Raw genomic sequence first — 12,237 nt, 5'->3', positions numbered from 1 at the left:
CTGAGCATGGCTGGTGGACGAAAAGCTCACAGGAACTCACCGAACGGATCGTCACCAGAAAAGATTTCATTGATGCCGCCACGGCCATTAGGAGAGTCATCAAAGACGCTGGTGGACCTGAAAGCGGTTTTGCGAGGCGCTGCGCCAGCACCGGCATAGCTCGCGGTCCATCCGTGAGGCTCTGCGATTGCAGAGGGAGTCACCACTGAGCGAACCATCTGCGCCACCATTGAACCGCCCCAGCACAGGAGGCTGATAACCCACGTCACTGGCACTTCGCTTGCACCGATAAAGAACAGTTCAAGTAGACCAGCGGTCAGAGCGATTACTGCGTAAATTGGGCGGATAGTTTTCATGGCGATTTCCTCAACTCATTTCTTACTCTCAGAATATCACAGCATCAGAAAATGCAACCGAGAGAGAAAAAAGCTAAGGGAATTGCCATGGGTTCAGGCCGGGTTGCCCCGGCCTTTTCTTTCACATGTGAAAGATCTACTTGCCGTTTACGGCATCCTTCAGCCCCTTACCCGCCTTGAAGCTGGGTTGTTTGGCTGCGGCGATCTTAATGGTTTCACCTGTTTGCGGGTTGCGGCCTGAGCGCTCGGCACGTTCCTTCACCTGGAAGACGCCGAAACCTGTCAGCGCTACACTCCCACCGCCAGCCAATTCCTTGGTTACGGCATCGGTCATGGACTTGATGGCACGGTCGGCTTGCGCCAGGCTAAGGTCCGCTTGTTCCGCGACCTTCTCTACGAGTTCTTTTTTGTTCATAGGATTGCTCCAATTCGTTGGGTGTTGTGGATTATTCGGCGTCAGCCGGGGTTTCACGGCGTTTGCGCAGGCTCTCCCAAGCCGCCTCGCCGCTCAAGTTTTCTTTCGCCACCTCATTGGCGAGCTTCAGCTCCCGGAGGTTGTACCGAACCCGCCTCTCGTCATCAGTACACATCGCCACGGCTGCTGAAGGGTACTTGGAGAGTTTGAAGACCGCTTTCAGCACGTCCTCATGGCCCCAGTCCATCCCACTGGTCAGCTTGTCGGTCTTGCCATCTTCCCAGCGAAGATAGGTTCGGATGTGAAGCCCTTTCAGATAGAGCGGGACCAGTAGCGTCGAGACAATCTCATCCGCCCGGATGTCCTTGTATGCGCACCAGTGGGGGACCACGGACACGACACCATTTTCCAATACGATGTCGCAGGCCAGAGTGGCGTCCACGTTGTTGTTGATGTCAGTCCGCGCATAAATCTCGATGTAGCCGACCGATGAGGGAGGAATGCTGTCGATGAACTTCCAGAATGGAGGGTGAGACGTACCGTCCGACAACCTTACCCGTCCGCCGTGCTGAGCCAAGAAGCGATTTAGTTGGCGGACAAAGAAGTCCGGTTCCACCATACCGGCAACATCTTCAATTTTGCGAAGGGAGATGGACGCACCTCCCTCTGTGTAGTATTCCCCAAAGAAAAAGTCGTTTTTTGTAGCCACTCAATAGGTTCCTCTTGGTTGTGGGTTACGAGAAGTTGATTTGTTCTGGTGTAACAACTGCGGTAATCCAGTCACGCGCCAGTTGTAGTTTGTCGTCATCCGCATACCAGGCATCCACCTGATGCTTGATGCCGATATGGGAAATCATTCCATCCTTGACTCCCTTGTGGCGACCTTCAATTACGGCCTCGACAGGGGCGTCCCAGTAGAGCACCTCGCCATCGGCCTCCTGCGTGGCGCAAGTGGCACCCTCCGGCCACTGCTGGCGCTCGCTGACGATTTCCTTCAATGCCATGCACCCTACTGGCGCGTAAGCGTCGCATTCAGGGATAACAATAAGCCCTGGTCCGGTTTCTTCAGGGAGGTAGCGCTCCACTATGGGCATTGTCAGGACAATGGCTCCGTTCATGTGCAGGCTTGTTGGAGCCTGCACGATGCGGTTCATCAACCACGTCCAGGACTGCACGAGTCGGTCTTCCGCTGGCGTATCTGCCTCGATGGCAGCTACGAACTCGTCAAACTGCTCCTGACTATGCTTGAACAAGCCAGTTTCACGGCACTTTGCACCGATGTCGCGGATCATGTCCGCCTGCGCCACCAGCATATCGCGGGTGACAACCTCTACATCCCCAAAGCGGTTGAACAATTCGGTCATCTGATCACGTAGTTTCATCGCGCTACCTCATATCTCTTGTGCGCCGACATAGAACAATGGTTGATACCCTGGAACTCTCACGAGTTGGTGTTCGCTATCTACCTCGAAGCCGCGTTTTTGGAGCCAGGACACCGCCATTTGGTCCGCTGACTCCCTGGCATTCTTAACCGCCCTGTATAGGGCTCTGGTTGTCTCGGTCTGGTGGTAGCGGATAGCTTCAGGTGGCTCTGCCAGAGAGAAACTTTCCGCTGCGTTCGGCGGAAATGCCACGGCCATCACGCGAAGGTATTCCATCGCCAATCGGTTGTAGCGGACGTTAACCATCACCTTATCTTCAACGTCTCCGTCCTCGATGTGGCTGTAATCTTCTACAGCGCCAGCATTACTCTCAGAGTCGTGAAGCTGCTCTCCCAGAGATTGCAGGCACTTTTCGTTCGCAACAAGCCAGTCATTCCAGAGGGCGGATTCTTTTTGTATCCAGGTGCCATCAACCAGCCTGCACATTAGCCAGGCCCTGCCAGAGAGGAGTCCAATAAGAACAGATACGGGAATCCAATCATGCTGCCCTATGGCGAATCCGTTGACTTCCCCAATGTGGTAGAAGTAGAACTGCCCGCGTTTAGCCTTTTCGTAATCGAAATCAGCCTCATGCCGCAGGTGAGCGCGGCTTGGCTGTATTGAGGCACTCTCGGTAGCAACTGAAAGCTCTCCCGGCGTCCCCTCGGGATTACTCCCAGAAGGCATGTACCCCATGAAACGGGCTACGGGGTCAAAAAGTGTTCTAAGCATTTAGTTATCCTTGGTAATTCCTAAGCCAGTAGGCGTAAACGGTTATGACGATGGCCCCGGCGATCAGGACAAAGGCGACTGTGCGCTGGAACCACTTGGCCGCGCCAAGGCGGGAGAGGTGTCTCCCCATGAACTGGAAAGGTGGCGTTCGCCCGATCACCCTGACGAGCCACGAGGCGACCAGTAATGCGACTGCCGTGGATGGGTAAAGCGCCAGCATTTTTATGTCCACGGTATCCATGGCGAGCTGGTATATGGCAGCCGCGCTTACCGCCAGCGCGGTAATGAAAGAAACCACCTTGATGCCGTTCCACCACCCCCACTCTTTCCTCGCATCCCCGGCAAAGTTTGCAATAGCGAGCAAGAACGGCAGGAATGGGAGGTTGTCTGCAAGTGGTTCCTTGGCAATGGTTATATCGAAAATCATGAACATGGCCGTGAACGCCACGTAGAAAATCAGCGCCGGGAGCAGCATATCCCGGAATCGCTTTTCATCAGTGCGGCTCGATAATGCCGCGTTGGATTCAGTGTTTGTTGTCACGTTGCAACTCCTCAACTTCTACTCTCCCACTCGACCAGAGGAGTGTCGTACCCCAGTGTCAGCGGGTGCTTCGGATCGCCTGAGTTCGTCAGGCCAAAGGTCATGACAGGCTTGCCAGACTGGACAAGCTGCTCCATGAGGTTGTCCAGGTGCAGGTGTAGTTGCTTGGGGAGCTTTGTGCGGCTCCCCCAGCAGGGAACCAAAACATCCGCTTCTCGGATTATTTCTTCCAGGTGCAGGGCGTTATCAGGTCCAATGGGGTCCATGGCCGCCGCCAGCTCTCGCACATCGGTAGCGCGATACCCGAACACGTTCCCAACCACAAATCGGCTGCCACCAAATACTTTGGTGAAACCAATCCACTTTCTCACCGTATGGTCGTCTTCAGTGGCAGTAGCGGTTGAACCATTCACGCCAAAGTAGGCATAGACAGGGCCTTGTTGCAGCCCAATGGTCCGCTCCAAGCGATAACGATAAACGCCACATGGGCTGATAACCGCGCTCATGAGTCGCCTTCCTGCGCTTTGTTCGGACGGTGCATTTCTTTCACATGTGAAAGATCCGGCTTGAACCTGGCGGGCAATTCCGGAAGTGCGCAGACACCCAGGATGGATGGACGCGGCCTGACATGGCCGAACCGCGCCCGCAGCTCTTGCATACGCCGCTCATCGCCGCACGGCCACTCGCGGTTAACTAGGTAGTAGAGGCGCATCAGGTAATCGTCTTGAGCAGCCAGATGCCCTACATGCCACTCACGATCATCCAACAGCGAGGTGTGCTCACTGATGGCTTCAACCAGCTCTCGGTGCTCATCCAGTCGTTTGGCGACATTCCGGGCGAAATGGAGCTGATGGGCAGGGACGAACCCAAACCTGCCCAGAAGTGCCTCTACTACCGCTTTCATTCCCCAGAGGCCCCCGCTTCGGCTTGCGCCTCTTCCTGCTCCGCCATCATCTTGCGGATAGCGGCCATAATGGCTTGGGGAGGCTGCGCCCCAGTCAGGAGCTGGGTCTTGCCTGTAGTGTTGTCTACGACGAAGGTGGCAGGTGTGCCATTGATGCCATTATTGGCCGCTTGCTGGGCCTCTTGGTCAATCTTGTCGCTGTAGCGTCCTTCGCTCATGCACTCTTGTACCTGGTCCACATCAGCACCGACCCCTTCTACAAGCGCTGCCAGATTCGGAACACCCTGGCCGTTCCCACGGGAATGCTGGAACACATCGTCAATGAACACCCAGAACGCCTTATTGCCTTTCTGCTCGCGCACACACTCAGCGGCCATAGCCTGGCGCTTGGCTGCCGGGTTGTGGAATCCGAGAGGCAAATGCTTCCACTGCCAGTTCACGTTGCCTTTGCTGTTGTCCACGAGCTGCTTGGGCGTCTCGTGGAATCTTTTACAGAAGGGGCATTCAAGATCAGAGAACTCCACCAGCGTAAAACGGGCGTTGACGTTGCCGTAGATGCTCTTACCCCCAGGCACCTTTTCAGCGGCTTGGTCGTACTGAGCGTACTTAGCTTCCAACTGTTCCTGCTTTTTCTTCTGGGCAAGTTGCTCAAGACTGTCGGCAACCGCCTTCTGAAACTCCTTCGGTGACAGTTGCTCCTGCGCGTTGGCATTGACCTCAGTACGAAGCTCGGTAACTTCGTTCTTCAGGCCAGCGACTGAGCTTGTCATTGAATACATACCGAACCCGGCAATGCCGAGCACCCCCACTAGCGCTGCACCCAGCATGATTGTCGCGGTATTGGTCTTCTTCTGTTCGTTACTCATGGCTTACTTTGTCCCCTTAATACACTCGAATAGATGGTTCATTGACGAAAGTGGAAGCCGCCACCTTCGCCCGCTGGGTCAATTTCTGGAGGATGTCCCGAGAGGGTGTGTAGTCCACCAGGTTGGTTTCCCCTATCACGTCCCGCGCCAGCGAATTCATGCTGCCCAGTCCGTCGATAAGGCCGATGTCCAGGGCCTGCTCACCATTCCAAATAAGCCCCGAGAAAATGCGCGGGTCGTCCTTCAGGCGATCCCCACGGCCTTCTTTCACGCGCCGGATGAACTGCTGGTGGGTTTTATCCAGCACGTCTTCCCAAAACTCGCGAGTGCCCTCATCGAGTGGCGAGAAAGGATCCAGCAGCGCCTTGTTCTCACCCGCTGTGATGGCTCGACGCTCGATGCCGAGCTTGTCCATGAGGCCGGTGAATCCAAAGCCGGAGGAGATGACACCAATGGAGCCAACAAGACTGGCCTGGTCCGCGTAGATTTCGTCAGCAGCCGACGCGATGTAATACCCGCCAGAGGCACCGATGTCGCCAATTACGGCGTACACCTTCTTGTCCGGATGCAGTTCTTTCTGCGCCTGGATCTCTTCATAGATGCGTCCAGACTGGACAGGGCTTCCGCCAGGACTGTCTATACGCAGTACCACGGCTTTAGCAGTGTCGCTCTCGAAAGCCGCCTTGATGGCTGGTATCAGGTGATCGGCGTCGGATACCGAGCCGGTAGCTATCTCGCCCCGGATGTTGATATAAGCGGTATGCGGAGTCTGAGCTGCGCTTCCGCCCCACGGTGCCCCGGTCGAACCCGCACCGAGTTTGAACACAACGACCATGACCAGAATCAGGCCAACCGCACGAAGAACCTTGAGGGCCATCCGCCAGCGGCGGTCTTTCACCTGTTCTTTGTGAAGCATGAACATGTATTCCCGCAGGAGATCTCTCTCCCACGGTATTTCTTTGGTTTCATCAACCATCGGTAGTCTTCCTCATTTCCTTGTTTGCATAGTCAATACACTCTCGCCATTGGTCGTCTGACATCTCGGTTGGAGGTACATCGGATTCGCTAATTTGCCGCCGCAGCCGTTCGTAGCTGACGCCATAGGCACTGGCAATCTGCTTGATCGTCTGGAAGGTCTGGCCGTTAACTCTGAAGCCATTGCTCACTCCCTGACGGTAAGGAGCCCGTGGCTTGAACTTGCCTGGGTCTTGCTGGTCGCGGAACACAGAAGCGTGTTCTGAAGCAACAAACTTGGAGTCCAGTGCCGCCAGCAAATGCTTTGCGCGGGCGATGACTTGATAGAGCGTTTTTTCCAGTAGAAGGGCATCCATCACCCGGACGGGCAGGGCGGTATCACCACACTTCTCCACTCCCAATATCCGCATGTGGTCAGGGGAGGCGGAGAAACGAAAAGCACCTTCGTACTCGAACAGATAGGAGGTCAGGTTCCCCCGGAGCTTACTTTTGAAACGCTGGTTCGCCACCTCCTCCGGGTTCAGCATGAGCTGCTCTTGTGTCAGCCCATGCTGATCGGCGGCCTGAACTACGGCAGCCTTATCGACCCAGTACCCGTGATGGAAGCCAATTTCCTTCAGCTCCTGCTCGGTCAGCCCCGCTTCAAGCAGCCGGGTATATGCGTATGGAGCGCGAATATCTGTCATGTCAGGCCCCAGCAATACCCTTCAGGATGTCTGCGGCATTGAGGCACAGCACACTGAAGACAGGGCTCAGTACGGCAGATGTCAGCGACATGGCTACGGCCATCACTGGAGCCTTTCGAGCGACGGGCACCAACCAGGGCATCAACGCGCACTGGGCGGCAACGATACCGCCAGCCACCCCCAATTCGGGAAAGGCCAGCGTCTGAAGCGCGATGAAGGCGCACTGGGCAAACCCGGCCTGCATCAGCTTCGCGTCATCAATCTGTCCTGACTGAACAGTTTCAGCGGTCTTGTTCATGTTTTCGTTCCTTATGCAGTGTCGGTCTTGCCAAAAAACCTTTCATAGACTTCTGGCTGTTGACCCAGCAGCCCCTTGGCTGCGTCTTCGTTAATGTGGTGGAGCTGCTGTAGCGACACCTTGTTTACTCCCTCTACCTGCATCTCTGTGATGAACCAGGCGTTCGCCTGCGTTCTCGCAAGCACCTGGACCTTCCAGGGAGCAGGGCTCCGGATGTCGGTGAGGTCTTTCACCAGCGCCACTTCGGCTGTACTTCCTTGCCAGCGTTTCCCGAGCCCTACGACATCCAGTGACTCAAAGGCTGCTTTCGCCGCCGTCCTGCGAAGCTGCTCACCTTTGGCAAAGGGATTCAGCCACCCATCGAACGCGAGACACCAAGCCAGTAGACCGAGCACAATACTCAGCCAGGTCATACCGGAGGTCAGGGCAAAAAACGTGGCCGCTATCACTGCTCCGGTAATGGCTTTGCTTGGGTTCACGTTCATAAGCTCCTCCTGTAATCCACACTACAGGAATCTGAAAAAATGCAAGCCCGCCGTTTTGCCCATTTCGGGCGGTTACAGGCGAACGCCTAAAACTTTCACATGTGAAAGATTGTACGGTTAGTGCAAATGCCCATCGCAGGTGCATTTCCCTTTTTTTTCACCGCTTCTCAGGGCGTTGTACCGACGCCACAAAGCGGCTACCTTGCGCTCTGATAGCAGCTCCACCGGCATATATCTGACTGACTCCTCACTCCCTGATTGGATCACGACGCGCACATACCCCCGCCTGCTCACCTTGTATTGCGAGCCGTACTTGGCCTCCAGGATCACTCGGTAGACAGAGAGCTGGATGATGTCCGACTTGAAAATACAGGTCGTGTCCCGCGTCTTGGTGTCCACTGGCACCAGCACCCCTTTAATGGTCTTGAAGACTTGATCGACGCGGCCATGCAAAGCCACAGGCTCGGTGGTTGAGATGTCCTGCTCGTTCAAGAAAAGCGTGGCCCCGCGCAGCTCGCGAGGCATGTTCTCTCTTTCCCACCAGCTTCTGATGGCGTTCATTTCACTGGACCGGAGGAGCTGAATCGATTTGCGCCATAGGTCGGCTTTAGCCACCAGCAATGGAGCTACCACCAGCGCCAGCACCCAAAGAATGGTTTCGGTCATCGTGTCTCCTCCTGCCTCAACTACCTACTCGCGGAACCACTCTGGATGATTGCTCTCATCCATGTGCTTCACCTGGTCAGTCTTCTCCAGCACGGTATCGACACTCAGGACGGGTTCAGGCACTCGGGCCATGAAGGGGCGAACGGATGCCGCCTGCCTGCCGCCGTAAATGTTGATGAATGCGTGGAATCGCTCATGGTGGGCACGAACCCTTTCCCACTGCTGGAATGTCTGGGTTCCCTTGATGTAGCCACCGAGCACCACCCCCAACACCTCCTGCTCTTTGTCGGTCGCGATCTTGTCATAGACCTTCAGCATCAGCTCGCCCAGGGCACTCCCCAGTGTCAGGGGGTCGGCTTCAGGCTTCATTTCCTCCAGGTGCGAAGTCCGGATGGTGAAGACCTGGATGTGGCCGGTGCGATAGTCGCGGATGTAGAACAGGTGGCAATCAAAAGGGTTGGAGTGGTTGAACTGGTCCACACTCCAGCCAGCGGAGGCAAAGTGTGCGCTCGATACATCCTTGTCGAAGTCAAACTCGGACATTACGGTTCTCCTCTACGAATTCGCGTGAAACTTTCACATGTGAAAGACGGCCTTCGGTCATCATGTCCAGGACACGATGATTGATAGTGCTACTGCGGTCCCGATACTCACCGTGAAACTGGAAGGTCTTGTTGGAGGCTGGGTGAAACACGCCATGTGGCACCCTGTCCTCATCGCCCAGCCACATGCGTAGCCTGAAGTCCACGATCCAGCCGTCAGCCAACTCGACCCAAACGTGAGGGGCCACACAGTTGCCTGTGTCTGCATCCTTCACAAATCCCATTGCGCAACGGTGCTTGATACCAGCCTGATGCAGCACGAAGCTCACAGCATGGGTGAGCCCGTCACATTCGAGAGGGGAGTCATCCAGAGCCGCCAGCAGCATCCCCAGCTCTTCATGCCAAGGAGACGTTTCACTCTCCAGGCAAGGCGTTGTCATGATTTCCTTCACGCCGCCCCCTTTCCGTGCTGTGTTGTTGACTCGTGGTTCAGGTTCGCTCCCAGCCATTGCGGCCACTGTGCGCAGGACTGAGCTAGGTCACGCTCTGTGAGAGTTTTCTGGAAGCTCTTAATCCTCCGCGACTCCGCAGGCCAGTATTCACTTTCCAGCATGTGGGACGCAGGCTTCAGCCAGGTATACAACTGCTCAGCGTTGCGGAAGGTCATTCCTCCGCTGTAGCCAAGCGTGTGAGTTAGCTTCACCCCAATCATGTGGAGTCGGTCCCTCGGGCTGTATTTCTCCAGGAGGGTGATCAGTGGCGAGCGCGGCACCACCAGCTTGGGTACTTCCCCAGTCATCAGGTGCCGCATTGTGGCCTTCGGGCAGCGAGTGATAGCGCGAACTTGTTTTGGGTGCATCCGTTTATCTTCCTTCGTCTAGGGACTCCTAAAGCCACCTTTCGAGACCCGCCGCTTTATTTCGCGGCCAACCCCCTCTTTCTTGGGAGGCTTTTTAGAGCCCCTTTGGATGCTTTGCACGGTGGTTCCGCTTGCTCCTCGGTAGCGCCTGAGTCTCTTAAAGCTGTTTTTCGAGTCCCTCTTGATTACCTATTATTACCGTATTATATTTTGATGCTGTAATAAAGCAAGTTTTTTTGAGGTGTTCATGAAGGAGTTGCCGAAGGCGTTAAGAGCGAGTCTGACCAGGTTCGATGGTTGTGCCTGTTTTGGTTGTGTGTCCGTTCGGTACAGAGTGTCGGTTGGGGTGTTTTCGTGAGCGGCCCTAAGCTCACTGTTCTCTCTTTTGGTGCGGGGCAGGACAGTTCGGCGCTTCTTGAGATGTACCTAGATGACAAAGTGTTCCGTGATCGGTATGCACCGAACGATTTCCTGGTGCTGATGAGTGATACCGGTGATGAGTTCGACGCTACCTACAAGCATGTTCGGTCAGTACAAACAAGGTGCGCTGAAGCAGGGGTGGAGTTCGTGTTTCTCACCTCTGACATGGGGTATCACTCGCCCAACTGGAAGTCCCTTCGTCACTTCTACAGGACGCACGACGCCATAGGCTCAAAAGCCTATCCGAAGACTTGCACTGACCAGTTGAAGCTACAGCCGATCTATCGCTTCCTGGAGCATTGGGTCAGCAAGCGCTATGGCGTGTCGCACGGTCGTAAGAGAGGTCTTAGAGAGTTTGCTGCCCTACATGGAAGGATCCACATGATTCTTGGCATTGCCAAAGGTGAGGAACGCCGGGTGTCGGACCCGGAGAAGAATCCTCGAAGATGGTTCCGAGAATCCATACTTCCCGTCTACCCACTGTTGGACCTTGGAATGGATCGAACAGCTTGCCAGGAATACCTCCATAGCAAAGGGCTGTATGTCATCCCGTCGAATTGCAAAGCCTGCCCGTTCTTGTCGCTGGAAGAGCTGGAGTACCTTCGCCGGTTCTGTCCAGACGACTTGAATGACTGGGTAGAGCTGGAAGCCGCGAAGCTGGAGAAGCATCGGGACAAATCGTCCATCCTGGTTACTGATGCGAACGGTCGCCCGAAGAGAAACAAGCAGGGGCAGATCGTAACTGTGAACCGAAACTACGGAGTGTTCGGCGTTACACCTCTGCCAGTGAAAATCCAACAGGCAGCCGAAAAGTTCCGCAATTGGTCTGATGAGCAAATTGCAGAGTACCGATATTCGCATGGGCACTGTGTTGGCACGGCGTATTGAGGATTGTGCTGGAGGTGCAAACTCCGTTTTCTCCAGGAGGGGTTAAATGTCTCTTTGGAACTTGGTCATGCCGTCCACGTACTTATCTGATTTGGGAAATTGGGGGTCGCTTCCACAGCTTTGCTGGTGAAATTCTTGGAGAAAACGATTCGATGTCCGCTATTGATTTGGATAATCCTGATTTCTCAGTCATGGGGAATGTTGTCCAGATTTAGTGGAAGTGAGGGTGGAGTGTTTGTTCTGAGGGGGCATAGATGGGAAATGGGAGAATTCACCTGCGGCCAAGTGAGGCTGCTGAGCACGGATGGCTCAACAAGGGGCAGTTGAAGGCAATAGGGCTGATGCCTGGAGACGAAACGCCTGTTGCCGGGACTGTATGGCAAGGCCAGGGTTGGTACGCGGTCTTCGACCCTGAAGCCTGCGTTCCGTGGCAGCGCCTTCCTGGACCTGCTCAAAAGCGGAGAATGGAATGTGCGGAGAGAGCAAAGAACCTGTTGGCCGGTGATCCGGTTATCTTGGACCTCGAAACCACGGGGCTGGGGCCTTCGGCAGAGATTGTCGAGATTGGTGCTGTCGATGCAAACGGGCGTGTGCTTATGGAGTCTCTAGTTTGTCCCGTGGGTGCAATTGAGGTAGAGGCTACAGAGGTTCACGGCCTTTCTTTGGAGGATGTTCGGACGGCACCAACTTGGGGGGAGCTTGCTTCGGATTTTTCATTGCTCGTTCAGGATCGTCCTGTCGTGGCATATAACGTAGCGTTCGAGTTGCGGCTCCTAAAGCAGACTGCATCCCTGGTAGGTGTTGAATCACCAGTCATTGGCAGCTCTGAATGTGTGATGGCCCTGTTTTCGCGCTGGAATGGCGAGCAGAGGCCATCAGGAGGCTTTCAATGGATCTCGTTGGCCGATGCCGCTGCAATGTGTCGTGTTCGCTCTGAGCGGCCTCACAGAGCCCTCTCTGACTGTCTTGATACGCTAGGGGTCTTAAAGTACATGGCAAAGCGATCACGAGGGCACAGATGATCGCGTACAAAGGCCCTGTAGTGGCCTCTGTTGGCGATTCAGGCTTCACCTGTCCCTTGGGGCTCCTGATGCCAGCAAAAGCTAATGTGAGGCGTTTGAGTGTGTTTCGGCTCAAAGGATCACATGTTGATCGCTTCTGATTACAGGAATGGTATTAAATG

Annotated in this window: 18 protein-coding genes; 2 read left to right on the top strand and 16 right to left on the bottom strand. The window is 55.1% G+C overall.

Going from position 1 to position 12,237, the window contains the following annotated elements; translation table 11 throughout:
• Positions 1 to 26: 26 nt before the first annotated feature.
• The 16 genes from Y5S_RS16910 to Y5S_RS16835 all read right to left on the bottom strand — a co-directional run bounded on the left by Y5S_RS16910 (position 27) and on the right by Y5S_RS16835 (position 9,327).
• Complete coding sequence (locus Y5S_RS16910) at positions 27 to 356, bottom strand: hypothetical protein (protein ID WP_035234708.1); 330 nt, start codon at positions 354 to 356, stop codon at positions 27 to 29.
• 136 nt (positions 357 to 492) lie between these two features.
• Positions 493 to 771, bottom strand: a complete 279-nt coding sequence (locus Y5S_RS16905) for an HU family DNA-binding protein (RefSeq protein ID WP_035234706.1) — start codon at positions 769 to 771, stop codon at positions 493 to 495.
• Positions 772 to 802: 31 nt separating this feature from the next.
• Positions 803 to 1,480: a hypothetical protein gene (locus Y5S_RS16900; protein ID WP_035234705.1), complete on the bottom strand. Its 678-nt coding sequence runs from the start codon at positions 1,478 to 1,480 to the stop codon at positions 803 to 805.
• 25 nt (positions 1,481 to 1,505) lie between these two features.
• Positions 1,506 to 2,153, bottom strand: a complete 648-nt coding sequence (locus tag Y5S_RS16895; protein ID WP_052041676.1) for a hypothetical protein — start codon at positions 2,151 to 2,153, stop codon at positions 1,506 to 1,508.
• A 9-nt stretch (positions 2,154 to 2,162) separates the two neighbouring features.
• Positions 2,163 to 2,924 carry a hypothetical protein gene (locus Y5S_RS16890; RefSeq protein WP_035234704.1) on the bottom strand — a complete coding sequence of 254 codons (762 nt, stop codon included), beginning with the start codon at positions 2,922 to 2,924 and terminating at the stop codon, positions 2,163 to 2,165.
• 4 nt (positions 2,925 to 2,928) lie between these two features.
• Complete coding sequence (locus tag Y5S_RS16885; protein ID WP_035234702.1) at positions 2,929 to 3,465, bottom strand: hypothetical protein; 537 nt, start codon at positions 3,463 to 3,465, stop codon at positions 2,929 to 2,931.
• Between the two features lie 11 nt (positions 3,466 to 3,476).
• Positions 3,477 to 3,971 carry a DUF1643 domain-containing protein gene (locus tag Y5S_RS16880; RefSeq protein WP_035234701.1) on the bottom strand — a complete coding sequence of 165 codons (495 nt, stop codon included), beginning with the start codon at positions 3,969 to 3,971 and terminating at the stop codon, positions 3,477 to 3,479.
• The gene (locus tag Y5S_RS16875) at positions 3,968 to 4,369 is read right to left on the bottom strand and encodes a hypothetical protein (protein ID WP_035234700.1); all 402 of its coding nucleotides are present in this window, start codon (positions 4,367 to 4,369) and stop codon (positions 3,968 to 3,970) included. The genes Y5S_RS16880 and Y5S_RS16875 overlap by 4 nt, the downstream gene beginning before the upstream one ends.
• Positions 4,366 to 5,235, bottom strand: a complete 870-nt coding sequence (locus tag Y5S_RS16870; protein WP_052041675.1) for a DsbA family protein — start codon at positions 5,233 to 5,235, stop codon at positions 4,366 to 4,368. The genes Y5S_RS16875 and Y5S_RS16870 overlap by 4 nt, the downstream gene beginning before the upstream one ends.
• Positions 5,236 to 5,251: 16 nt before the next feature.
• The gene (gene sppA / locus Y5S_RS16865; protein ID WP_035234698.1) at positions 5,252 to 6,211 is read right to left on the bottom strand and encodes a signal peptide peptidase SppA; all 960 of its coding nucleotides are present in this window, start codon (positions 6,209 to 6,211) and stop codon (positions 5,252 to 5,254) included.
• Positions 6,204 to 6,896 (bottom strand): hypothetical protein, encoded by a 693-nt coding sequence (locus tag Y5S_RS16860; RefSeq protein WP_052041674.1) that lies wholly within the window; start codon positions 6,894 to 6,896, stop codon positions 6,204 to 6,206. The genes sppA and Y5S_RS16860 overlap by 8 nt, the downstream gene beginning before the upstream one ends.
• A gap of 1 nt (position 6,897) precedes the next feature.
• Entirely contained in the window at positions 6,898 to 7,194 is a 297-nt protein-coding gene (locus Y5S_RS16855) for a hypothetical protein (RefSeq protein WP_052041673.1), read from the bottom strand.
• Between the two features lie 11 nt (positions 7,195 to 7,205).
• Entirely contained in the window at positions 7,206 to 7,679 is a 474-nt protein-coding gene (locus Y5S_RS19775) for a hypothetical protein (RefSeq protein ID WP_052041672.1), read from the bottom strand.
• A gap of 117 nt (positions 7,680 to 7,796) precedes the next feature.
• Entirely contained in the window at positions 7,797 to 8,345 is a 549-nt protein-coding gene (locus Y5S_RS16845) for a PD-(D/E)XK nuclease family protein (RefSeq protein ID WP_035234696.1), read from the bottom strand.
• A 24-nt stretch (positions 8,346 to 8,369) separates the two neighbouring features.
• Positions 8,370 to 8,888 carry a hypothetical protein gene (locus Y5S_RS16840; protein WP_035234695.1) on the bottom strand — a complete coding sequence of 173 codons (519 nt, stop codon included), beginning with the start codon at positions 8,886 to 8,888 and terminating at the stop codon, positions 8,370 to 8,372.
• Complete coding sequence (locus Y5S_RS16835) at positions 8,875 to 9,327, bottom strand: hypothetical protein (RefSeq protein ID WP_035234793.1); 453 nt, start codon at positions 9,325 to 9,327, stop codon at positions 8,875 to 8,877. The genes Y5S_RS16840 and Y5S_RS16835 overlap by 14 nt, the downstream gene beginning before the upstream one ends.
• 773 nt (positions 9,328 to 10,100) lie before the next feature.
• Here Y5S_RS16835 and Y5S_RS16825 point away from each other — a divergent pair.
• Both Y5S_RS16825 and Y5S_RS20185 read left to right on the top strand, forming a co-directional pair.
• The gene (locus tag Y5S_RS16825; protein ID WP_156107836.1) at positions 10,101 to 11,054 is read left to right on the top strand and encodes an adenine nucleotide alpha hydrolase family protein; all 954 of its coding nucleotides are present in this window, start codon (positions 10,101 to 10,103) and stop codon (positions 11,052 to 11,054) included.
• 254 nt (positions 11,055 to 11,308) lie between these two features.
• The gene (locus Y5S_RS20185) at positions 11,309 to 12,076 is read left to right on the top strand and encodes a 3'-5' exonuclease (RefSeq protein WP_035234693.1); all 768 of its coding nucleotides are present in this window, start codon (positions 11,309 to 11,311) and stop codon (positions 12,074 to 12,076) included.
• The last annotated feature ends 161 nt before the right edge of the window (positions 12,077 to 12,237 follow it).

It is taken from the genome of Alcanivorax nanhaiticus (genome assembly GCF_000756665.1).
Classification (GTDB): domain Bacteria; phylum Pseudomonadota; class Gammaproteobacteria; order Pseudomonadales; family Alcanivoracaceae; genus Alcanivorax; species Alcanivorax nanhaiticus.
The sequence above is the reverse complement of the archived record's forward strand: the minus strand, read 5'-3'. Positions and strand labels throughout refer to the sequence as shown.

Bases quoted from the DNA above. Each gene is read 5' to 3' on its own strand.
- Y5S_RS16860 (WP_052041674.1), bottom strand. From the start codon at position 6,896: ATGACAGATATTCGCGCTCCATACGCATATACCCGGCTGCTTGAAGCG.
- Y5S_RS16840 (WP_035234695.1), bottom strand. From the start codon at position 8,888: ATGTCCGAGTTTGACTTCGACAAGGATGTATCGAGCGCACACTTTGCC.
- Y5S_RS16895 (WP_052041676.1), bottom strand. From the start codon at position 2,153: ATGAAACTACGTGATCAGATGACCGAATTGTTCAACCGCTTTGGGGAT.
- Y5S_RS16880 (WP_035234701.1), bottom strand. From the start codon at position 3,971: ATGAGCGCGGTTATCAGCCCATGTGGCGTTTATCGTTATCGCTTGGAG.
- Y5S_RS19775 (WP_052041672.1), bottom strand. From the start codon at position 7,679: ATGAACGTGAACCCAAGCAAAGCCATTACCGGAGCAGTGATAGCGGCC.
- Y5S_RS16855 (WP_052041673.1), bottom strand. From the start codon at position 7,194: ATGAACAAGACCGCTGAAACTGTTCAGTCAGGACAGATTGATGACGCG.
- Y5S_RS20185 (WP_035234693.1), top strand. From the start codon at position 11,309: ATGGGAAATGGGAGAATTCACCTGCGGCCAAGTGAGGCTGCTGAGCAC.
- Y5S_RS16890 (WP_035234704.1), bottom strand. From the start codon at position 2,924: ATGCTTAGAACACTTTTTGACCCCGTAGCCCGTTTCATGGGGTACATG.
- Y5S_RS16910 (WP_035234708.1), bottom strand. From the start codon at position 356: ATGAAAACTATCCGCCCAATTTACGCAGTAATCGCTCTGACCGCTGGT.
- Y5S_RS16870 (WP_052041675.1), bottom strand. From the start codon at position 5,235: ATGAGTAACGAACAGAAGAAGACCAATACCGCGACAATCATGCTGGGT.
- Y5S_RS16835 (WP_035234793.1), bottom strand. From the start codon at position 9,327: ATGACAACGCCTTGCCTGGAGAGTGAAACGTCTCCTTGGCATGAAGAG.
- sppA (WP_035234698.1), bottom strand. From the start codon at position 6,211: ATGGTTGATGAAACCAAAGAAATACCGTGGGAGAGAGATCTCCTGCGG.
- Y5S_RS16845 (WP_035234696.1), bottom strand. From the start codon at position 8,345: ATGACCGAAACCATTCTTTGGGTGCTGGCGCTGGTGGTAGCTCCATTG.
- Y5S_RS16905 (WP_035234706.1), bottom strand. From the start codon at position 771: ATGAACAAAAAAGAACTCGTAGAGAAGGTCGCGGAACAAGCGGACCTT.
- Y5S_RS16875 (WP_035234700.1), bottom strand. From the start codon at position 4,369: ATGAAAGCGGTAGTAGAGGCACTTCTGGGCAGGTTTGGGTTCGTCCCT.